Here is a 22,303-nt window from a genome sequence, read left to right as displayed (position 1 = left end):
TTTTCGTTTACATCAGGTTATTTTTGATGATGCTTATGATTGAACTCACGATATATTGTATCCCAATCGCAATAACAATAAATCCAATAATCCTCGAAATGGCCACAATTCCGGAAGCACCCAGGATTTTCGCAAGATAATGTCCGCTGCGTAAAATGAGAAAAATGACAAAAGCGACAGCCAGAATGGACAATACCGCAATCACCATTTCTTCTGTTTTGTGGTGTTCCTGGTAAAAAGCAATTAATAGTGAAATGGAACCTGGTCCCGCTAACATTGGAATGGCCAATGGGGTCAATGCAATGTCGTTTCTGGTTTGCACGTCACTCGCCACTTCTTTATTGATGCCTCGCGTTTTACTGAATTTTCCTGTCAGTAAGGAAAATCCGGAACTCACGATGATCAATCCCCCGGCAATCCGCAATGCTTCAATGCTGATGCCAAAGAACGTCAGGACATACTGCCCGACAAAGTATGAGATGATCAGGATAATACCGACATCAATGGCGGTCCATAGCGAAATGCGAGAGCGTTCTTTTTTTTCGTCGTGCTGTGTCAATCCTACGAATATCGGTACGGTTCCTATTGGGTTCAATACGGAGAACAGCGCGGCAAACAGGTAAATGAAAAGTTCCATATTTTTTTTGCAAAAGTAATTTCGAGATCGGCCTTCTCTGTAAAGTTATAAATAAAAAATCATTATGATTGAAATGACACCTTTTGATGATTATATTTGGAAAAATTAGACCGCATGGGTGTGAGGCTTACTTTCTTTATCTTGATCGTGTATTTTACTGCCGTATCCGGTTTGTCCGGGCAAAGCCTGCAGGGAAAAATCTATGATAAGGAAACGGAGCAGCCATTAGACGGTGCCACAGTATATTTTGACGGTACCACCGCGTTAACAATTACCAATGACGAGGGCTTTTTCACCATTTCAGGCAATGGAAACAGCAGCAATGATTTGGTGATCAGTTATATAGGTTATACTACGTATCGGATAAGCAATCCCTTTGCCTACTCAGGAAAGGCCATGAAAATCTACCTTTATAAAAGCGAAACAAAACTGGACGAAGTGGTTATCTCAAGAAGTCCATTCTCCAGGAAACAATTGTTGGAGGTATTCCGAAAGCAATTTTTAGGGGAATCAAAAGCAGGAAAATCCTGTGAAATCCTAAACGAAGATGATATTGACATTTATTACGACGTAAGCAACAATACATTGAATGCGTCTGCTGACAATGCACTGCGGATAAGAAATAATTTTCTTAAATATGAAGTTCGGTTTGACCAGTTGGAATTCAAGCTGAATTATTACACAACGTCTATCGCAGCCTTTGACATTAGAAGGAGCGCCTACGCGGGATCTACCGTTTTTATTGATTTGTCAAAAAATGGAGCAGCAGATAAAAAGCGCTTAAAATCCTATCTGGGATCATCAGCCCATTTAATGCGTACGATCTCCAATAATAATAATTGGGAATCACAGCCCTTCAGCTTGTTTGTGGGAGATTCCAAAATAAATCCCAGCGAGTATTTCAAAGTCACTGACACGTTAAACGTAAAAAAAATCCGTCTCATCAAAGTGCCAAAAGCAATGAAGATTGGTAAGGATGGCGTAAAAACTATGGAGAAAACTTACTTTTCTGTTTTTTACAAAAACGCAGACTTTTCAGGCATGGAATTTGTGGCGCCTGAAATATTGGTCGACGATAATGGAAATTATGCACCGGTTTACGGTGTGGTGTTTGGCGGCTATCTGGGCTCACTCAAAGCGGGTGACCTGCTGCCGCGGGATTATTATGAAAGCATAAAAGATATCATAAACAAGTAAGGTTTTCCGTTGGCAAATCGTTACTTTGCAAATAAAAAAGATTATGAAAAATAAGAAAACCCTCGTGCTGGGCGCCTCAGCCAATCCGGCGCGATATTCGTATATGGCCATCAACCGGTTAACTGGGAATGATCATTCAGTCGTTGCAATTGGGCAAAAGGAAAGTGAAGTAGCGGGTATAAAAATCCAGACGAAACAGGTTCCATTCACCAGCATCGATACCGTAACCTTGTATTTAAACCCACAGCGCCAAAGAGATTATTACAACTATATTATCGGCCTGCAACCCAAAAGGGTTATTTTCAATCCTGGAACTGAAAACCCTGAATTTTATCAGCTGCTGCGTGCAAACAGCATTCAGGTTGAAGTTGCCTGTACGCTGGTGATGCTGGCCACGAACCAATATTGATGCGGTAGGGTCTTTAGGGCCAAATCTTGTTTAAAATCGGGTATTTTCCAACGATCTCCGGCTGATCAGTATGAGTCCCAGGAATGTGATCAATCCGTTGACAATAATCAGTTCGGTGTCAAACACATACCCGCCCATCCATTTTGCAGAATGTTCGCTGATGAAATAAGTCAGCATAGGAGACAAAAGGCAAATCAAAGGAACAAGTTTATCGTGAACGGTTAGCTTTTTGAGGAACAATCCGAAGCAGTACAATCCCAGCAGTGGTCCATAAGTGTACCCTGCCACGCGGAAAATCATCGTAACGACGGATTCATCATTGAGCGCATTGAATACAATAATGACCAAAAACATCAGCATTGAAAAGCCGATATGCACAAAATGCCTTGTCCTGACCGTCCGTTGATTGTGCGTGTTCGCCGCTTTGTCCATCCCAAGGAAATCGACACAAAACGAGGTGGTCAATGCCGTTAACGCGGAATCGGTAGTAGCAAATGTGGCGGCCGTTAGTCCCAAAAGAAAAACGATTGCCGGCACCGCGCCTAAATAATTCAATGCGATTTCAGGAAATAGGAAATCCGTTTTAGGTTTTCCGAGATATTCCGGAATGGCAATCCCATTTTTATCAGCATACATATACAACAAGGCCCCAACGCTTAAAAAGAAAATGTTGATGAGTACAAAAGTTCCGGTAAAAGTGAACATATTTTTCTGTGCCTCACCGATGTTTTTGCAACTCAGATTCTTCTGCATCAAATCCTGGTCAAGTCCAACCATCGCAATGGTGACGAACATACCACCCAGAATCTGCTTGATAAAATACGTTGGCGCCATAAAATCCTCATAAAAAAATATTTTGGAATAATTGCTCGTTTTTACGGCTTCAAATGCTTCGACGGCACTAAAATCAAGGCTCTGGCAGATGAAATAAATTGTCAAAAATACGGATAAAACGAGGAAAAATGTCTGTAGCGTGTCTGTGATGATAATGGTTTTGAGGCCGCCGCGATATGTGTAGGCAAAAATCAGTGCCAATGAAATCAGGACTGTTAATGCAAATGGAACGTGAAATGCATCAAAAACATAGCGTTGGAGTACAATTACGACCAGATATAGCCTGAAAGCCGACCCGATGGTCCTGCTGATCAGGAAGATGGTTGCCGATGTTTTGTAACTAATGGTCCCCAGCCGTTGCTCGATATAGCCATAAATGGAAGTCAGGTTCATTCGGTAATACAATGGCAGCAATACTTTTGCTATAATCAGGAAACCGATGGCGTTGCCGATGACAAATTGAAAGTAAGCGAATTGGTTTGTGACCGCTCCAACTTTACCCGGAACCGAAATAAATGTCACGCCGGACAGGGCGGTACCGATCATTCCAAACGCAACGAGATACCATTTAGAGTTCTTATTGGCCTTGAAAAAAGTATCATTGTCACTATTTTTCCGGCTGACGAAATAGGAAATGATAAACAGGATACTGAAGTAAACGACAATAAGTGTGAGTATTGTTGACGGAGCCATGGTTTGATTGTTGATAGGGGCAAAATACGAAGAAAATTAGATAATTGGTTAATTCGATAGTCAGATAATGGCATGAAATGGTATAAGGGCGTTGCGGGGTTCCATAATCTGTTCCTCACAATTGTCTAATTTTCTCGTGACCTCATTTGCTAATTAATTACATTTGCGGCATGGAATTTTCATCAAAATTATTGGAAAAGGCAGTCGACGAAATGTCACAACTTCCAGGAATCGGGAAGCGTACGGCGTTGCGTTTGGTATTGCATTTACTCAAGCAGCCTAAGGAACAAACCGTTTTTCTTTCCGAAGCGATCATGGCTATGCGATCTGAGGTGAAGTTTTGCAAAAGCTGCCATAACATTTCCGATGCTGAAATATGTGAAATTTGCGCGAATGCCAACCGCGATCACGCTTTAATATGTGTGGTCGAAGACATCCGTGACGTCATGGCTATCGAAAATACGCGGCAGTTTAAGGGAATTTACCACGTGCTTGGCGGTAAGATTTCACCGATTGATGGCGTAGGACCAAGCCAGCTTAAAATCGGAACATTGGTAGATAAAGTCAGGCAGGGTAGCGTGCGCGAACTAATTTTTGCGCTGAGCTCTACGATGGAAGGTGACACCACAAACTTTTACCTTTACAAGCAAATCAGTGAATATGGGATTATTACTTCGGCGATTGCCCGCGGCATTGCCGTAGGTGACGAACTGGAATATGCCGACGAGGTCACGTTAGGCAGAAGTATCCTACAACGGGTTCCGTTTGAAAATTCCTTTAAAAACAATTAAGCAATATCTTCCAGGAATTTCATAATTATAAAGGAAAGCCTATATTTGTTTGCTAATACACTTAAAATGACGTTACGGACGCTTTGCATATTATTGTCTTGTGGATTATTTTTTACTTCGTGCATTTCAACAAAAGATATGACCTATCTTCAAAGAAATGATGATTCTGTGGTGACGGGTCCCATCAGTCCGGTGTCGTTAAAACCTTACAGGCTTCAGACCAACGATGTTGTGAGGATTTCTATCAAAGCAATTGACCCGAAGTTGGTAACCATTTTTAACCCTTCGCCAAGTGGGGAAGCTAACGCATCAGAATCTGAACAATCCCTTTATTTCGATGGGTTTACAGTAGATGATCATGGCAATATCAGGATTCCGATATTAGGAGAAATGAATGTCCTGGGTTTTACATTGGAAGAGGTCAGGCAAGAAATAGAAAAGGACCTTCTGGAGGTTTATTTTAATAAGGAAGCGGATATTTTCGTGACCGTAAAATTGGCCGGACTCCGATTTACAATCAATGGGGAGATTGGTTCGCCTGGTACAAAGACATTGTTTCAGGAGAAAGTTACTATTATGGATGCCATTGCTAATTCCAATGATATCACGATTACAGGCGATCGTAAGCGTGTAACCATCATTCGGCAGTACCCATACGGCACAGAAATGCACGACATCGATCTCACGGATATAAACGTAATGCAAAGTCCTTATTATTACGTTCAGCCAAACGATTACATCTATATAAAGCCATTGAAGCAAAAATCCTGGGGAACTGGTAAGACGGGAATAGAGTCTTTGTCCACGATAATTACTTTGTTGTCACTTGCTACAACCACATTCTTACTGCTTAAAAACTAAACCTTATGCTGGATACCAAAGATTTTTCTTTTTTCGAAAGCGAGAATAGTTTTGATTTCAAAGGATTTCTAATCAAAACGGCCAGTTACTGGAGGTGGTTTCTGGTAAGTTGGGTTATTGCATTTACCCTTGCGTACCAGACTAATATTCGCAAGGAAAAAATATATGGGCTTGAGACAACGATTTCAGTTAAAGAAGAAAGCAATCCGTTTTTCACTTCGAACACAAGCTTGGTTTTTAATTGGGGTGGAACTTCGGACCAGGTACAGACAATTGCCTCTACTTTAAAATCAAGATCCCATAATGAGTTGGTGGTCAGTAAACTGCAATATTATATTAATTATCTCAAGCAAGGAAAATACAATCTTGTTGATGCCTATGGCGAGATTCCATTTTTCGTAAATATTGACAAAAAATATGGGCAACTGGCCGGCACATTAATTAAGATTAAATTCCTGAGCGAAAACACATATCAAATAACTATTGATTTTTCAGGAGATAGCGCTCAGCTTTATTTGTATTCAGACAATTCCATTGGAACGACGGCGGTTGCTAAAGGGACATACCAGGCCAATTTCAAGACCGGTCAGAAGGTTATCCTGCCATTTTTAAACTGGCAGTTGGAAATCAAAGACAACCCCGGGTATTATGTCGGTAACGAGTACTTTGTAAGTTTTGGAAGTTTTGACGGAGTGGTTTCCGGTTATCAGGGAATCAATGTGGAGATCGATGCTAAAGGGAGCTCAATTCTGAAATTGTCGTTGCAAGGGACAAACAAAGCAAGGATTGTAGAGTATCTTAATACCACAGTACAGGTATTGCGCGACAACCAACTTTCAGCTAAAAACCAGTTCGCTACCAATACCATTTCGTTCATCGACAGTACGATGATTGCAATGGAAGAGCAACTAAAGCGAACCGGCGATGAATTAAAGGCTTTTACGAAAGGTAAAAATATTGTAGAGATTGAAGAAGGAGGAAAGCAGATAAGTGATCGCCTCCTTGAGTTTGATGTGAAAAAGGATGAAGTTGGAAGAAAATTAGCGTATTATAATTCCCTCAAATCATACCTAAAGAACAGTACCGATTTCTCAAAACTTCCTGCGCCGTCTGTAGCTGGTATTGACGATCCAAATGTTGTGGTGAATGTTTCCAAATTAATATCGCTTTCTACACAACGTTCAGAAATGAAATATGCCGTCAAGAGCGAGAAGATATTCAAAGATTTTGATAACCAAATGCAGGCGATTAAAAACGTATTGCTTGAAAATATTGCCACAGCGAAATCATCGCTGCAGTATGAACTGAATATGATCAGCGGTAATATTAATGAAGCCGAAAGTTCCATAAAACAACTTCCCGAGGATCAGCAGGAACTGATCAAAATCCAGCGTAAATATGATTTGAACAGCAACATTTATAACACTTTCCTACAGAAACGCAGTGAAGCGGATATCGTCAAGGCAGCAAATGTATCAGACATCCGCTTTATTGATCCGGCAAAGGATGTGGGTGGCGGGCTCGTCGGGCCTAAGACGGGTGTAAACTATGTGCTGGCATTGTTTCTGGGATTTATCATTCCGCTTCTTTTTGTTTTCGGAATTTTCTTCCTGAACAACTCCATTCAGAATACGGATGACGTTGCAAAATTGACTTCTATTCCACTGATTGGCGTCGTGGGAAAAAAGCACACAGAGTCGAATCTTTCCGTTTTTGAAAGACCGAAGTCAGCGCTTTCCGAGTCTTTTAGGGCAATCCGTTCGTCGCTTCAGTTCCTTTACAAAAAGAAGAGCGTTGAAGGCGCTAAAACGCTGATGATTACATCTTCCGTAAGTGGTGAAGGAAAAACGTTCTGTTCCATCAATATTGCAACGGTCTTTGCAATGAGCGAGAAGAAGACCATTATCATCGGATTAGATTTAAGAAAGCCGAAGATTTTTGATGATTTTAATATAAGCAATGATATTGGAGCAGTAAACTATCTCATTGGACAAAAAAGCCTGGAAGAGATTATACAGCCTACACATATTCCTTTTCTTGACGTAATCACTTCCGGTCCCATACCTCCAAATCCCGCGGAGCTAATCCTGAGTGATGCCATGATAAAAATGTTGGACCTGCTTAAAAAAGAATATGATTACATCGTCTTGGATACCCCTCCAATTGGTCTTGTTTCCGACGCTTTGGAACTGGCGCCTTATTCTGATATTATATTATATGTAATCCGACAGAATTTTACAAAAAAAGACATGATCACACTGCTTAATACAAGGTATAAGCGAAATGAGATCGATAATGTCAGCATCATTTTAAATAGCTTTGAAAGTAAAGCCAAATATGGCTACGGATATGGGTACAGTTATGGATACGGCTACGGTTATGGCAGTTATTCAAACGGCTATCATGAAGATGATGAGCCTAAAAATATTATCTCCAGAATTTGGAAATTTGTCCGTCGGAAAACTAAGCCAAAAGATCGAAGCGGAGATTAATGACATTTCCAATCAGGGTTAACAGCTGTTAATGAAATTATAAATTATATATTTGCACAAATTTTCGGAATGCAGACTACAATATTAATTACAGGGGGCGCAGGATTTATTGGTTCAAATCTTTGCGAGTATTTTATTGGAAAAGGCTATAACGTGGTTTGCCTGGATAATTTTGCCACTGGGCACAGGCACAACATCGCGCACTTATTTCAAAACCAAAATTTCAAACTCATCGAGGGTGATATCAGGAACATGTCGGATTGTGTCGATGCTGTCAATGGTGTGCAATACGTGCTCCATCAGGCCGCATTAGGCTCAGTCCCCAGATCCATAAATGATCCCATTACCAGCAATGACGTAAACGTCAGCGGGTTTCTGAACATGCTGGTGGCCAGCCGTGATGCCGGGGTAAAGCGTTTTATGTATGCGGCAAGCTCGTCAACCTATGGCGACTCAGAAAATTTGCCCAAAGTGGAACACATTATCGGCAAACCGCTGTCTCCATATGCCATTACAAAATATGTAAATGAGTTATATGCTGAAATTTTCAGCAGGACATATGGATTGGAAACCATTGGTCTCCGCTATTTTAATGTGTTTGGAAGGAAGCAGGATCCCAATGGTGCTTATGCCGCAGTGATCCCTAAATTCGTAATGCAGTTCATGAATTATGAAAGTCCGGTAATCAATGGAGACGGTAATTTTTCCAGAGATTTTACTTATATAGACAACGTCATCCAGATGAACGAGCTCGCGATGACGACAACCAATCCCGAAGCCGTGAATACAGTTTACAATACTGCTTTTGGCGATCGTACAACACTTAACGATCTCGTCGGTTACCTAAAACAATTCCTTTCAGAACACGATCCGGCGATTGCCACGGTAGATGTTATTTACGGTCCTAACCGGGCTGGCGATATTCCGCACTCTCTGGCAAGCATTGACAAAGCCAGGACATTACTTGGATACAATCCGCAATTTTCCATGCCAGAGGGCTTGAAGGAAGCCGTGTCATGGTATTGGAACAACTTAAAATAAAATTTATACAATGAAGATAGCAGTTATAGGTTTGGGATATGTTGGATTGCCGTTGGCACGATTGTTTGCAACAAAATATCCGGTCGTTGGATTCGATATCAACCAAACGAGAATCAACGAGTTAAATTCGGGGATAGACAGTACACTCGAAATCGAGAAGTCGTTACTTGAGTCCGTACTTTTAAAAAATTCTTCCGCCGGAGATATTGGACTGCTCTGTTCCTCTAATCTTGAGGACATTAAGGACTGCAACTACTTCGTGGTTACTGTACCGACACCAGTAGACAAGAATAACAGGCCTGACTTAACACCACTTTACAAGTCGAGCGAAACGGTAGGTAAAGTCCTGAAGAAAGGCGATATCGTAATTTATGAATCCACCGTTTATCCCGGTGTCACCGAGGACGAATGTGTACCCGTGTTGGAACGTGTCAGCGGGTTGAAATTTAATGTCGATTTTTTTGCTGGTTATTCTCCGGAGCGCATCAATCCTGGTGATAAGGAACATACTGTTGAGAAAATCTTAAAGGTTACTGCAGGTTCAACTCCTGAAATTGGTATCAAAGTAAATGATTTATATAAGTCGGTAATCATTGCGGGAACCCATCTCGCCCCCACAATCAAAGTGGCAGAAGCAGCGAAGGTTATTGAAAACTCACAACGCGACATCAACATCGCATTCGTAAACGAGCTTTCGAAAATTTTTAATCTTTTGGAAATCGATACGCATGCCGTTCTGGAAGCAGCAGGCACGAAGTGGAATTTTCTTCCATTCAAGCCAGGACTTGTGGGCGGACACTGCATCGGCGTAGATCCTTACTACCTGGCACAAAAAGCACAGGAAACAGGATATCACCCTGAGATCATCCTTGCGGGCCGAAGACTTAACGACAGTATGGGTGAGTATGTAGCATCAAGGGTCGTGAAACTGATGATAAAAAAGGGAATCGTTGTCAACGGCGCCGAATTGCTGATGCTTGGAATTACATTTAAAGAAAATTGCCCGGATGTCAGGAATACGAAAATTGTCGATGTCATTGCCGCGCTCGAGGATTACGGAATACGGGTCACAATTTTTGATCCATGGGCAAATCCCGCTGAGGTATCTCATGAGTATGCGCTCGAAACAACCCGCGATATCCCAAATAAACAGTTTGATGCGGTCGTATTGGGAGTTTCACACAATGAATTCCTCAAACTGGATTATGACGCATTGAAAAATGAAAATGCTATTTTGTACGATGTGAAAGGAATTCTGGGCAACCGCGCCGATGGGAGACTCTAATTTTACATCAGGTATAACCTTAGTTAAAACATAATTTATCTAAAATGAAAATCACAAATATTTGTTGCATAGGGGCTGGTTACGTTGGGGGTCCAACGATGGCAATTATTGCAGAAAAATGTCCGCATATTAAAGTTACTGTAGTTGACCTGAATGTTGCGAGAATAGCGCAATGGAATGATGAAGACGTAAATAATATTCCAATATACGAGCCAGGTTTAAGTGAGCTGGTGGGCAAAACGAGACATAGGAACCTCTTCTTTTCAACTGATGTAAATGCAGCAATTGATGAGGCAGACATGATTTTCATTTCAGTAAATACGCCAACTAAAACGTATGGTCTTGGGAAAGGCATGGCGGCTGATTTAAAATATATCGAACTATGTGCAAGGCAAATCGCCTCTGTGGCTAAAAACGATAAAATTGTCGTGGAAAAATCTACCTTACCGGTAAGGACAGCAGAAGCCATTAAGAGCATTCTTGAAAATACAGGAAATGGTGTCCAATTCCAGATTCTTTCCAATCCCGAATTTCTTGCAGAAGGAACGGCTGTTCAGGATCTCTTGATGCCAGACCGCGTGCTGATTGGAGGTGATACGACCCCAGAAGGACAGGAAGCAATTAATGCACTGGTTGAAGTATATGCAAATTGGGTACCTGCGGACAGGATTCTTACCACGAATGTATGGTCGTCCGAACTGTCAAAACTTACTGCCAACGCATTTTTAGCACAACGGGTATCTTCAATAAACGCAATGTCTGAACTTTGCGAGAAAACAGGTGCTGCGGTTGATGAAGTCGCGCGTGCTATCGGTATGGACAGCCGTATCGGTCCAAAATTCCTGAAATCATCGGTAGGTTTTGGAGGGTCTTGTTTCCAGAAAGATATACTGAACCTCGTTTACATCGCTAAATCCTACGGACTGAATGAAGTTGCCGACTACTGGGAGCAGGTCATTATCATGAATGACCACCAGAAAAGGCGGTTCGCAAGAAATATCGTACAGACACTCTATAATACCGTATCCGGAAAAAAAATTGCGTTTCTTGGTTGGGCTTTTAAGAAAGACACGAATGATACACGGGAATCTGCAGCAATTTATGTTTCAGATTACCTGCTGAATGAACAGGCAAATATATCCGTTTTTGATCCTCAGGTAAAGGAAAATCAGGTGCTTGAAGACCTCAATTATCTTGAAAGCCGTAAACCGGAAGACAATAAAAAAGGGATTTCGGTCATGCAGGATCCTTACGAAGTGTGCAAAGGCGCACATGCAGTTGCTATCTTAACGGAATGGGATGAATTTAAGGGTTACGACTGGAAGAAAATATATGATAATATGCAGAAGCCCGCTTTTGTTTTTGACGGGCGAAATATACTCGATGCCGACAAGATGAAAGAAATCGGATTTATTTTTCAATCTGTTGGTCGCAGCAATTAAATTTTTAACCGATGAAAAAAATACTTATAACAGGTGGCGCGGGATTTATCGGATCACATGTGGTGAGACTTTTTTTAAAACAATACCCGAATTATACGGTTTACAATTTGGACGCATTGACGTATGCTGGGAATCCTGAGAATCTTAGTGATATCGAGACGTTTCATAATTATCATTTTGTAAAAGGCAATATTGTAAACGAGGCGTTTATCAATGAGTTTTTTGAGGAACACCAGTTTGAAAATGTCATTCATCTTGCTGCAGAATCCCATGTTGACCGGTCTATTGAAGATCCGCTGGCATTCGTAAAGACAAACGTTATGGGAACGATGAATCTTTTGAACGCTTTCCGGAAACTATGGCACGGAAATTGGGAAGGTAAGTTGTTTTATCATATCAGTACCGATGAGGTTTATGGAACGCTCGGAAGTCAGGGCCTGTTTACGGAACATACGCCGTACGATCCCAATTCGCCTTATTCTGCCTCCAAAGCAAGTTCGGACCATTTCGTCAGGGCTTATGGAGAAACCTACGGAATGCCCTACATCATCACCAATTGTTCAAACAATTATGGGCCAAACCAGTTTCCCGAAAAACTGATTCCGCTTTTTATACACAACATTATACATCATATTCCATTACCCGTTTATGGCGATGGAAAATATACCCGCGATTGGCTTTATGTAGAAGACCATGCTGCGGCGATTGACCTTGTTTTTCATAGCGGAATAGCTGGGGAGACATACAATATTGGGGGTTTTAACGAATGGCAGAACATCGATCTTATTAAACTGCTTTGTGCGGTAATGGATAAAAAACTCGATCGTGCAGCGGGAACATCAGCCGCGCTGATCACCTACGTTAAGGACAGGCCAGGACATGATCTTCGGTACGCTATTGATGCGTCAAAGATTAACACTGAACTGGGATGGTCACCATCAGTCACATTTGAGCAAGGCCTCGAAAAGACGGTTGATTGGTACCTCAATAACGAGAAGTGGCTGGAAAATATTGGATCCGGTGCTTATAGGGACTATTATGAAAAATACAGCCAATAGGAATTATGCCATGGTATGTACTTTACACAAATCCTAAAGCCGAAAGAAAAACTTCGGAACAGTTGACTAAAATTGGGATTGAAAACTATTGTCCCCTGATAGCCACAATCCGACAGTGGTCCGATAGAAAGAAAAAAATTGAAGTTCCGCTGTTTTCATCCTACATTTTTGTAAATCTGGACGAAAAAGACCGGAACAGTGTATTCAGTGTAAAAGGAGTTTTAAGATATTTATTTTGGCTGGGCGTGCCTGCGATTGTGAAAGATCACGAAATTGAAACCATAAAGAAATGGCTTTCAAATGAAAAGGCAGCGTTCGAAATTGAAAGTATCAGGCCCGGCGATACGATGGTTATTCCCGATGGACCGTTCAAAAGCCATTCAGGAATAGTTCGTCAAGTAAATAAAAACAATGTCCGATTGGTTTTGGAATCCATAGGAATTGTTTTGACAATGAAATTATCAGAATAGACAGCATTGAATAATGTAGTCTACATCAAATAGACAGTAGTTTTTCACAGTGCAGTACTGTGACTGACCAGGCGAAGCCGTGACATTTTAACACTTGGAGTATGACTCAAAATAAAACAATTCTACTTACGGGCATCGCGGGTTTTATTGGTTACCATACTGCCAGTCGGCTGGTTCGGGACGGATTTAGGGTAATCGGAATTGATAACCTGAATGACTACTACAGCCCACAGTTAAAAATCGATAGGCTCGCCCAACTCGGGATTCAATACCATGAGGGAATACAACGCTTTGAAAAGGAACAAATCGTGTTCTACTATGGCGATTTGCAGGACTCCGGACTGCTTGACGAAATTTACAGAAAAGAGGATTGTGGTGGCATCATAAGCCTTGCGGCACAAGCCGGGGTGCGCTACAGCATTGACAACCCACAAGCCTATGTAGATTCTAATATCACTGGTTTCCTGAATATTCTGGAACTGGCAAAAAAGTACAGGCCGCAACATGTAGTCTACGCTAGCAGCAGCTCTATCTATGGACTCAATGCAAAGCAGCCTTTCTCAGAAACCGATCCCTGTAATACGCCAATCAGCGTCTATGCGGCGAGCAAGAAGGCAAATGAAAGTATGGCTGAAGTCTACGCCCACCTGTACCATTTAAAACTTACAGGACTTCGTTTCTTCACCGTTTATGGTCCGTGGGGAAGGCCAGATATGGCACCTATGCTTTTTGCGAAAGCAGCCTATAACAATGAGCAGATAAAAATATTCAATTACGGAAACCAAAGCCGCGATTTTACCTACATCGACGATATCGTAGAAGGAATTGTCAGGGTTTACAGCGCTGATTCACTTAACGGAAGTACAATTTTCAATATTGGAAACGGCCATCCAGTCAACCTGCTGGCTTTTGTTGAAACACTTGAAAACGCCTCCGGTATCACAATCGACAAGCAATTCGTGGAAGCACAGCCTGGCGATGTTACAGAAACGTATGCCGATATTTCAAAGCTGGCGAAACAGATTGACTTTACCCCACAGGTTGGTATAAAAGAAGGAATACAGATTTTCAACGAATGGTACAAAGACTATTTCGGCAATCCAAATAAATAAAAATTAAAAACAGATTTAATGGAACTTAAGAATAAAAAAGTTTTGCTGACCGGCGCCGATGGATTCATCGGGAGCCATCTTGCAGAAAGACTTCTCGAAGAAGGCTGCCAGGTAAGGGCTTTTGTTTATTACAATTCATTCAACTCCTGGGGCTGGCTGGATACTTTGCCTAAAGAAACTAAAGATAGGTTTGAAATTTTTGCGGGAGACATCCGTGACCCCAACGGCGTGCGTACGGCGATGAAGGATATCGATGTCGTGTTTCACCTTGCCGCGCTCATCGCGATTCCATTTAGCTACCATTCGCCTGATTCCTACATCGATACAAACGTCAAAGGAACGTTGAATATCATCCAGGCAGCGAAGGATCTGAATATTGCACGCGTTCTCGTGACCTCTACTTCAGAAGTTTATGGGACAGCACAATTTGTACCGATTACCGAGTCGCATCCGAAACAGCCGCAATCTCCGTATTCGGCTTCGAAAATTGGTGCCGACTGTATCGCGGATTCTTTTTACCGGAGTTTTGATCTGCCCCTGACGATTGTAAGGCCTTTTAATACCTATGGTCCAAGACAGTCAGCACGTGCAGTCATCCCAACAATTATTACACAATTGCTCAATGGAATGGAAGAAATAAAGTTGGGCGACATTACCCCTACAAGGGATTTGCTTTTCGTAAGGGATACCGTAAACGGGTTCGTGGAAATTGCGAAATGTGATGCATTAATCGGGCATGAGGTCAATATCGCTACCCAATCTGAAATTACCGTGGGCGATTTGGCACAGGAGATGATCAACCAAATTAACCCAAACGCGGTAATCATTTCTGACGACCAACGTTTAAGGCCTGCGAAGAGCGAGGTGTTCCGCTTATTCGGTTCAAACCAAAAATTAAAGGAGTTTACGCCATGGCAGCAAAAACATACCTTGTCTGAAGGGATTGCCCAAACCATCGCCTGGTTTAGAATTCCTGAAAACCTTGAAAAATATAAAGCCGATATCTACAATGTCTAATTATCAGGAGGCAATTAGTTTTATAAAGGAGTCTTTCGGTACGAACGACTTTATTCCGTTGCATGTGCCTCATTTCGGTGGCAATGAAAAAAAATACCTTGCCGATACCATCGATACCACTTTTGTTTCCTCGGTTGGCGCTTATGTTGATCAATTTGAGGCCATGATGGCTTCCCTTACAACGACAAAGAAGGCAGTAGCGGTAGTTAACGGAACTGCCGGCATCCAGATTGCCCTGAAGCTTTCCGGCGTTAAAAGCGGCGATGAAGTATTGACACAGGCATTGACATTTGTAGCCACGGCCAATGCCATTGCATACAATAATGCGCATCCGGTGTTTATCGATGTGGATCTGGACACAATGGGACTGTCTCCAAAAGCTGTGGAAGCTTTCCTGACAGAGTTCGGGGAACTGAGAAGTGACGGCTGTTACAATAAGAAGAGTGGACGCAGGATCGCTGCGTGTGTTCCCATGCATACTTTTGGCTTTCCGGTACATCTGGATAAATTACTTGAAGTATGTGCCCAATGGAATATACCGGTTATAGAAGATGCCGCTGAATCCCTCGGAAGCGAATACAAAGGCAGGCAAACAGGAAGCTTCGGTCAATCCGGTGTTTTTTCGTTTAATGGAAATAAGATTGTGACGTGTGGCGGAGGAGGTGCCATCGTAACCAATGACATCAAACTTGGAGAAAAAGGGAAATACCTGACGACCACTGCGAAGATTCCACATCCGTATGAATATGTCCACGACGAACTGGGCTACAACTACAGGATGCCGAATTTAAATGCCGCGCTGGCCTGTGCACAGTTGGAACAGCTTGACGCTTTTCTGCAGAATAAAAGAGTACTTGCGGCAGAATACAAAACTTTTTTTGAGTCAAAAGGAATTCACTTTAGGACGGAGACGCCTGATACAAAGGCCAATTACTGGCTGATGTGCGTGGAATTGGAGGATAAAAAAGAGCGTGATTTATTTCTTAAATATACAAATGAATCAGCAGTCATGACCCGGCCAATCTGGCAACTAATGTTCAGGCTTCCCATGTATAGGGATTGTCAAAAAGACAGCCAGGAACATGCCCTGTTTTTAGAAGAAAGAATTGTAAACATTCCAAGTAGTGTCAGATAATATGGAAAAAATTAAAATAGGTTATTTTGCCGATGGACCCTGGTCGCACCTCGCTTTCGAAAAATTAATTAAAGATGATTCAATCGACATCAGGTTCATTGTCCCAAGATCAGATACGACGGATCAGACACTTAAAAATTTCTCTGACGAATTCGGAATTGATTATCTGTATCCGGTAAAAATTAACACACCGGAATTCATAGAGACAGCCAAATCTTATGATTGTGACTTGTTTGTATCCATGAGTTTTAACCAGATTTTCAGGGCCGCCATTTTAAGCCTGCCAAGGTTAGGGGTTATAAACTGCCATGCCGGCAACCTTCCATTTTACAGGGGTAGAAATATCCTAAACTGGGCATTGATAAACGATGAGAAACAATTTGGAATCACCGTACATTATGTAGATGAAGGCATCGATACCGGTGATATCATCAAACAAAAATCCTATCCGATTACCGACGCAGATGATTACAATTCTTTGCTCGAAGTTGCCCATACCGAGTGTGCATCGATTTTATACGATGCGATTAAGGAAATACAATCAGGAAAATCTGCCCGAATTTTACAACACACCATTCATCCCGTAGGCTTTTATTGCGGAAGGCGCGGTCCTGGCGACGAGCTGATCAATTGGAACCAATCTTCAAGACGGCTTTTTAACTTTATCAGGTCGATTAACAAGCCTGGACCGATGGCAACAACTTATTTTTCCGGCTCTGAAGTCAGGATAAATCGGGCGAAACTGATTGAAGGGGCACCTGAATATATTGGAACTGCCGGGCAATTGCTGGCAAAAACAGCATCGGGTTTTTTGGTGAAAACAACCGATAGTTTTATTGAGATTTCAGAAATAGACTCACCTGTTGTACTGAAGGTTGGTGATAAACTGGGATAATAGTAATTATATTAAGAAATAATACGGATAAATATGGAAAAGGTGGTCATTATTGCAGAAGCGGGCGTTAACCATAACGGCGATTTTGAGCTTGCAAAAAAACTCATTGATGCTGCAGCCGCCGCGCAGGCAGACTATGTAAAATTCCAAACGTTCAAAGCAAGCAAACTTGTAAGCAGGAATGCCCAAAAGGCGGATTATCAAATCAAAAATATCAATGACGGCGATAATTCCCAATTCGCCATGCTTAAAAAACTCGAGCTCCCTGATGAGTGGCATCAACAACTTATCGATTATGCCGATTCAAAAAACATCAAGTTTCTTTCTACAGGCTTTGATGAGGAAAGTGTTGATTTTCTTGACCGACTCGGTATTGATATTTTCAAAATCCCTTCCGGAGAAATTACAAACAAACCCTACCTTCAGCATATTGCGGGTAAAAATAAGGATATCATTCTGTCGACAGGAATGGCGACACTTCAGGAAATCAAGGATGCCCTGGATATCCTGATTGAAGCTGGCGCCCAAAAAAGCCGCATTGCGGTCTTGCATTGCAACACTGAATATCCTACGCCAATGTCGGATGTCAATCTCCGGGCAATGAATCTTATTGGACAGGAATTGGGAATCACCATTGGATATTCTGATCACACCATCGGAATCGAAGTACCGGTGGCGGCTACTGCACTCGGAGCTAGAATCATTGAAAAACATTTTACGCTTGACCGCAACATGCCTGGTCCCGACCATCTTGCATCCCTGGAACCCGAGGAGCTGAAGCAAATGGTAGCATCAATACGGAATATAGAACGTGCTATATCCGGCAGTGGTATTAAGGAACCCAGCGAATCTGAAAAGAAGAATATAGCGATTGCCCGCAAGAGCCTTCATTTCAGGAGCGATCTATCGGCGGGACACATTATTACCGCTGGCGATTTAATTGCCATCCGACCCGGAACTGCAGTGAGTCCGATGCGTATCGACGAATTTATTGGCAGGAAATTGAAGACTGCTGTGGCTGCCGATTCACCGCTTACAGAAAATGTAGTGGTATGAGAAAAATATGCGTAGTTACCGGCACCCGGGCAGAATATGGATTGCTATACTGGACAATAAAATCACTACATGAAGACGCGCAGGTTGAATTGTCGATTTGTGCAACCGGTATGCACCTTTCTCCCGAGTTTGGATTAACTTTTCAAAGGATTGTCGATGACGGTTTCAGGATTGATGAAAAGATAGAAACCTTGCTTTCGTCAGATTCATCAGTGGGGATATCAAAAAGTATTGGTCTTGGCGTAATCAGTTTTGCAGAAGCCTATGAGAGGATTCAGCCCGATATTGTGTTGGTGCTTGGCGACCGGTTTGAGATATTTGCAGCTACGATTGCCGCTTTGGTTGCGAAAATACCCGTTGCGCACTGTCATGGTGGCGAGACAACAGAAGGCGCATTTGACGAGGCCTTCCGCCATTCGATTACAAAAATGGCGCATATTCATTTTACCAGTACGGAGGAATATAGAAATCGTGTGATACAATTGGGTGAACAACCTGCAAACGTATACAATGTTGGCGCTTTGGGAATAGAGAATATTAATAAGCTGAAGTTACTCGATAGAAAAGAATTTGAAGCGGCTATCGACTTTAAGTTGAACACCCGCAATCTACTGGTAACGTTCCATCCCGTCACCTTGGATCATGCCTCTGCTGAAAGTCAGTTTAAAGCGCTTTTGGTCGCACTGGATAAATTGGAAGATACGACGATTATCTTTACCAAGCCTAATGCAGATACTGACGGGCGGATCATTATCAGTCTTATAGACGAATATGTTGCCAGGAATACCCACAAGGCCGTGGCCTTTATTTCGCTGGGCCAATTGCGTTATTTGTCTGCAATACCCTTCATGGACGCCGTCGTCGGCAATTCTTCGAGCGGATTATTGGAAGTCCCTTCGTTTAAGGTCCCAACGATCAATATAGGTGACCGACAGCAGGGCCGCGTAAAATCAGTTTCTGTCATCGACTGTAAGCCGGAACCTTCAGAAATTACCGCAGCTATTGAGAAGGCGCTTTCAGCGGCATTCAGGTCGCAGCTTGTTGATATGGAAAATCCATATGGTACGCACAATGCTTCAGATAAAATAGTTGAAGTACTTAAAACGCAAAATTTACAGGGATTGGTAAAGAAACAATTTTATAACCTGTTGTTCCAAAAATAATAAGTATGAGAAACTATAAAGAACACCTTATATCTTCAGGAAGTACCATCAAAGACGCGCTGGTGCAACTTGATGCGCTAGCGAAAGACGCCATACTTTTTGTGGTAGCTGACGAAGACAGACTAGTGGGGTCCTTGACAGATGGAGATGTGCGGCGTGGTCTATTGAAAGGCGTCTCAATTGATCATGTCCTTGATGAAATTATCCAGTCCAATCCAAGATATATCAGAAAGGGAGAGCGTGATATACAAAAAGTAATCGAATACCGCGATGGGAATTTTAGGATTTTGCCCGTTTTGGATAAAGAAGATCGCGTTGTAAACGTGATTAATTTCCGTGAACTTCGTTCCTATCTTCCGGTTGATGCTGTGATTATGGCCGGAGGACGTGGACAGCGACTGCAACCGCTTACGGATTCCTGCCCGAAACCCTTGCTTAAGGTGGGAGACAAAGCCATCATGGAACACAATGTTGATCGGCTTGTGTTGTATGGAATTGATGACTTCTGGTTTTCTGTAAAATACCTGGGTGAGCAGATTGAGGCTTATTTTGGCAACGGAAAAGAACGAAACATCAAAATCAACTACGTGTGGGAAGATACACCGCTTGGTACAATTGGCGCGGTGTCGAAAATTGATAATTTTGAGCACGAGTATGTACTTGTCACCAATTCAGACCTGCTTACGAATCTTGATTACGAGCATTTTTATCTGGACTTTATAAAAAAGGATGCAGACTTCGCTGTCGTTACCATCCCATACCATGTCAGCGTTCCGTATGCTGTGTTGGAAACTCAGGACAGCAACGTAATGAGCTTCAAAGAAAAGCCAACCTACGTTTATTATTCTAATGGAGGAATCTATCTAATGAAAAAGTCGGTACTGGAATATCTTCCGAAGGACGTTTTTTTTAATGCTACTGATCTCATGGAAAAGCTTATCCAGGAAAACAGGAAAGTGGTATCCTATCCCCTGGTAGGTTACTGGCTAGATGTAGGGAAACATGAAGATTTTGAGAAAGCACAACAAGACATCCAACAAATTAAGTTTTAAAATGAAACCATTAGTAGTAATCCCGGCGAGAGGAGGTTCGAAAGGAGTTCCCGGCAAAAATATTAAGCCACTTAATGGGAAGCCATTGATTCATTATGCCATCGAAGCGGCATTGGAAGTATTTGAAAAAGAGGTTATTTGTATCACTACCGATGATTTAAAGATTAAAGAAGTTGCGGAGAGAACTGGAGTCGGGATACCATTCCTTCGCCCACCATCGCTGGCGTTGGATACTACAGGTACTTATGAGGTGCTTTTACATGCGCTGTCCTATTATGAGCGCGGCGGTTATTTTCCAGACACATTAATTTTGCTGCAGCCGACCTCACCGTTCAGAACAGGGAAGCAAATTCAAGAAGCAATGCAGCTGTACTCGGATTCAATCGATATGGTGGTTTCCGTAAAAGAAACAAGGTCAAATCCTTATTACGTGTTGTTTGAGGAAAACCAGAATGGATTCTTAGAAAGATCCAAGAAAGGCAATTTTACAAGGAGACAGGATTGTCCGAAAGTCTGGGAGTTCAATGGGGCTGTTTACATCATAAATGTTGAAACCTTAAAAAAGAAAACACTTGGTGATTTCGAAAACATAATCAAATACGAAATGGATGAATTTTCATCCCATGACATCGATACGCCATTTGACTGGAAAATGGCAGAATTGATGTTAAAATAAATAGGTGAACAATGAAAATAAATTTAATTATTGGTGCAGGACAGCTTGGAAGCCGACATTTACAGGGATTGCTTAAAATCGCAGCGCCTCAGGTGGTTTATGTAACCGACCCTTCAGCCAGCGCATTGGAAGTTGCCAGGCAACGCGCCCAGGAAATCGATCATCCCCATCAAGTGCACTATATACAGGATTGGGAAACCCTGCCGGCTGAGTTTGATCTCGTGATTGTTGCAACCGGTGCTGCCGTCCGCTCAAAAGTGACCAGGCAGTTGCTCAGTAATTATAACGTGAAATATCTGGTATTGGAGAAAATTCTGTTTCAGGATTTAGCATCTTATGCTGAAATTGGGTCACTGATTAATGAAAAAGGCACCAGGGTTTGGGTCAATCACCCTAGAAGAATGTATAAACACTATCAGAAAATCAAGGAATTGATTGCAGAAACTGAGGAAAATATTGTTTTTCACACCACCGGAAGCAACTGGGGCCTGGCTTGCAGCGCGCTTCATTTTATTGACTTGTGCGTGTTTTTAGCAGGGTCCAAAGTGAATACAATTGATATGGACTGGATCGATCCAACGATTCACCCGAGTAAAAGAGCGAACTGCATAGAATTGACCGGATCGGTTAAAGGGACTTTAGATAATGGCACCGGTTTTTTGGTTACTTCGTTAGATGGTGATCTTGGTGACATCACGGTTACCGTTTTTACCAATTCCAATCGCTGGATCATACAGGAAGGCCGTTCCCCAAAGGTCATCAGATTGTCAGAAGCGGGTTCGTTTAAGGAGGAGATTTCATACCACGATACAGATTACCAAAGTGACCTTACCACAAAGATGGCGGAGGATATTTTCCAATCCGGGAATTGCATACTTCCAACATTTCAGGAGGCCTCCGATTCTCATATCCCATTTATCAAGGTAGCTTTGGAAAAATACAATACGCTTTCGGGAACAGATTCACTAATTTGCCCCATCACTTAAA

At 42.2% G+C, this 22,303-nt stretch carries 21 protein-coding genes; 19 read left to right on the top strand and 2 right to left on the bottom strand.

The window, feature by feature from the left end:
• Window positions 1-7 precede the first annotated feature (7 nt).
• Entirely contained in the window at window positions 8-637 is a 630-nt protein-coding gene (locus CFE23_RS03530; RefSeq protein ID WP_291084097.1) for a MarC family protein, read from the bottom strand.
• Between the two features lie 96 nt (window positions 638-733).
• Here CFE23_RS03530 and CFE23_RS03525 point away from each other — a divergent pair, with 96 nt between their 5' ends.
• Window positions 734-1,834 (top strand): carboxypeptidase-like regulatory domain-containing protein, encoded by a 1,101-nt coding sequence (locus CFE23_RS03525; RefSeq protein WP_291084095.1) that lies wholly within the window; start codon window positions 734-736, stop codon window positions 1,832-1,834.
• A gap of 43 nt (window positions 1,835-1,877) precedes the next feature.
• Window positions 1,878-2,243, top strand: a complete 366-nt coding sequence (locus CFE23_RS03520) for a CoA-binding protein (protein ID WP_291084092.1) — start codon at window positions 1,878-1,880, stop codon at window positions 2,241-2,243.
• Window positions 2,244-2,273: 30 nt separating this feature from the next.
• Here the strand turns inward: CFE23_RS03520 and CFE23_RS03515 are convergent, their stop codons facing one another.
• The gene (locus CFE23_RS03515) at window positions 2,274-3,770 is read right to left on the bottom strand and encodes a sodium:solute symporter (protein WP_291084089.1); all 1,497 of its coding nucleotides are present in this window, start codon (window positions 3,768-3,770) and stop codon (window positions 2,274-2,276) included.
• Window positions 3,771-3,940: 170 nt separating this feature from the next.
• Here CFE23_RS03515 and recR point away from each other — a divergent pair, with 170 nt between their 5' ends.
• From recR to CFE23_RS03430, 17 genes are all read left to right on the top strand, one after another.
• Window positions 3,941-4,561 carry a recombination mediator RecR gene (gene recR, locus CFE23_RS03510; protein ID WP_291084086.1) on the top strand — a complete coding sequence of 207 codons (621 nt, stop codon included), beginning with the start codon at window positions 3,941-3,943 and terminating at the stop codon, window positions 4,559-4,561.
• 66 nt (window positions 4,562-4,627) lie between these two features.
• The gene (locus CFE23_RS03505; protein ID WP_291084082.1) at window positions 4,628-5,422 is read left to right on the top strand and encodes a polysaccharide biosynthesis/export family protein; all 795 of its coding nucleotides are present in this window, start codon (window positions 4,628-4,630) and stop codon (window positions 5,420-5,422) included.
• 5 nt (window positions 5,423-5,427) lie between these two features.
• On the top strand, window positions 5,428-7,914 hold the full coding sequence (locus CFE23_RS03500) for a tyrosine-protein kinase (protein ID WP_291084079.1): 2,487 nt from the start codon (window positions 5,428-5,430) through the stop codon (window positions 7,912-7,914).
• Window positions 7,915-7,983: 69 nt separating this feature from the next.
• On the top strand, window positions 7,984-8,955 hold the full coding sequence (locus CFE23_RS03495) for an SDR family oxidoreductase (protein WP_291084076.1): 972 nt from the start codon (window positions 7,984-7,986) through the stop codon (window positions 8,953-8,955).
• 10 nt (window positions 8,956-8,965) lie between these two features.
• On the top strand, window positions 8,966-10,240 hold the full coding sequence (locus tag CFE23_RS03490) for a nucleotide sugar dehydrogenase (RefSeq protein WP_291084073.1): 1,275 nt from the start codon (window positions 8,966-8,968) through the stop codon (window positions 10,238-10,240).
• A 44-nt stretch (window positions 10,241-10,284) separates the two neighbouring features.
• Window positions 10,285-11,682 carry a UDP-glucose 6-dehydrogenase gene (locus CFE23_RS03485; protein WP_291084070.1) on the top strand — a complete coding sequence of 466 codons (1,398 nt, stop codon included), beginning with the start codon at window positions 10,285-10,287 and terminating at the stop codon, window positions 11,680-11,682.
• Window positions 11,683-11,693: 11 nt separating this feature from the next.
• Entirely contained in the window at window positions 11,694-12,740 is a 1,047-nt protein-coding gene (rfbB, locus tag CFE23_RS03480) for a dTDP-glucose 4,6-dehydratase (protein ID WP_291084067.1), read from the top strand.
• A 5-nt stretch (window positions 12,741-12,745) separates the two neighbouring features.
• Window positions 12,746-13,210: a UpxY family transcription antiterminator gene (locus CFE23_RS03475; protein ID WP_291084064.1), complete on the top strand. Its 465-nt coding sequence runs from the start codon at window positions 12,746-12,748 to the stop codon at window positions 13,208-13,210.
• 101 nt (window positions 13,211-13,311) lie between these two features.
• Window positions 13,312-14,322, top strand: a complete 1,011-nt coding sequence (locus tag CFE23_RS03470) for an NAD-dependent epimerase/dehydratase family protein (protein ID WP_291084061.1) — start codon at window positions 13,312-13,314, stop codon at window positions 14,320-14,322.
• 18 nt (window positions 14,323-14,340) lie between these two features.
• Entirely contained in the window at window positions 14,341-15,339 is a 999-nt protein-coding gene (locus tag CFE23_RS03465) for an NAD-dependent 4,6-dehydratase LegB (RefSeq protein WP_291084058.1), read from the top strand.
• Window positions 15,332-16,474, top strand: a complete 1,143-nt coding sequence (locus CFE23_RS03460; RefSeq protein ID WP_291084507.1) for a LegC family aminotransferase — start codon at window positions 15,332-15,334, stop codon at window positions 16,472-16,474. Before CFE23_RS03465 ends, CFE23_RS03460 begins: the two co-directional genes overlap by 8 nt.
• 1 nt (window position 16,475) lies before the next feature.
• Window positions 16,476-17,369 (top strand): formyltransferase family protein, encoded by an 894-nt coding sequence (locus tag CFE23_RS03455; RefSeq protein WP_291084055.1) that lies wholly within the window; start codon window positions 16,476-16,478, stop codon window positions 17,367-17,369.
• A gap of 33 nt (window positions 17,370-17,402) precedes the next feature.
• Entirely contained in the window at window positions 17,403-18,425 is a 1,023-nt protein-coding gene (neuB, locus tag CFE23_RS03450; protein WP_291084052.1) for an N-acetylneuraminate synthase, read from the top strand.
• Entirely contained in the window at window positions 18,422-19,588 is a 1,167-nt protein-coding gene (gene neuC, locus CFE23_RS03445) for a UDP-N-acetylglucosamine 2-epimerase (protein WP_291084049.1), read from the top strand. The genes neuB and neuC overlap by 4 nt, the downstream gene beginning before the upstream one ends.
• Window positions 19,589-19,593: 5 nt before the next feature.
• Complete coding sequence (locus CFE23_RS03440) at window positions 19,594-20,640, top strand: nucleotidyltransferase family protein (RefSeq protein ID WP_291084039.1); 1,047 nt, start codon at window positions 19,594-19,596, stop codon at window positions 20,638-20,640.
• Window position 20,641: 1 nt separating this feature from the next.
• Window positions 20,642-21,316: an acylneuraminate cytidylyltransferase family protein gene (locus CFE23_RS03435; RefSeq protein ID WP_291084036.1), complete on the top strand. Its 675-nt coding sequence runs from the start codon at window positions 20,642-20,644 to the stop codon at window positions 21,314-21,316.
• 11 nt (window positions 21,317-21,327) lie between these two features.
• Window positions 21,328-22,302 (top strand): Gfo/Idh/MocA family oxidoreductase, encoded by a 975-nt coding sequence (locus tag CFE23_RS03430; RefSeq protein WP_291084033.1) that lies wholly within the window; start codon window positions 21,328-21,330, stop codon window positions 22,300-22,302.
• Window position 22,303: the final 1 nt, after the last annotated feature.

Origin of the sequence: Flavobacterium sp. BFFFF1, assembly GCF_002256285.1 — a bacterium.
Taxonomy (GTDB): Bacteria; Bacteroidota; Bacteroidia; order Flavobacteriales; family Flavobacteriaceae; genus Flavobacterium.
This window is presented reverse-complemented; position numbering and strand designations above follow the sequence as displayed.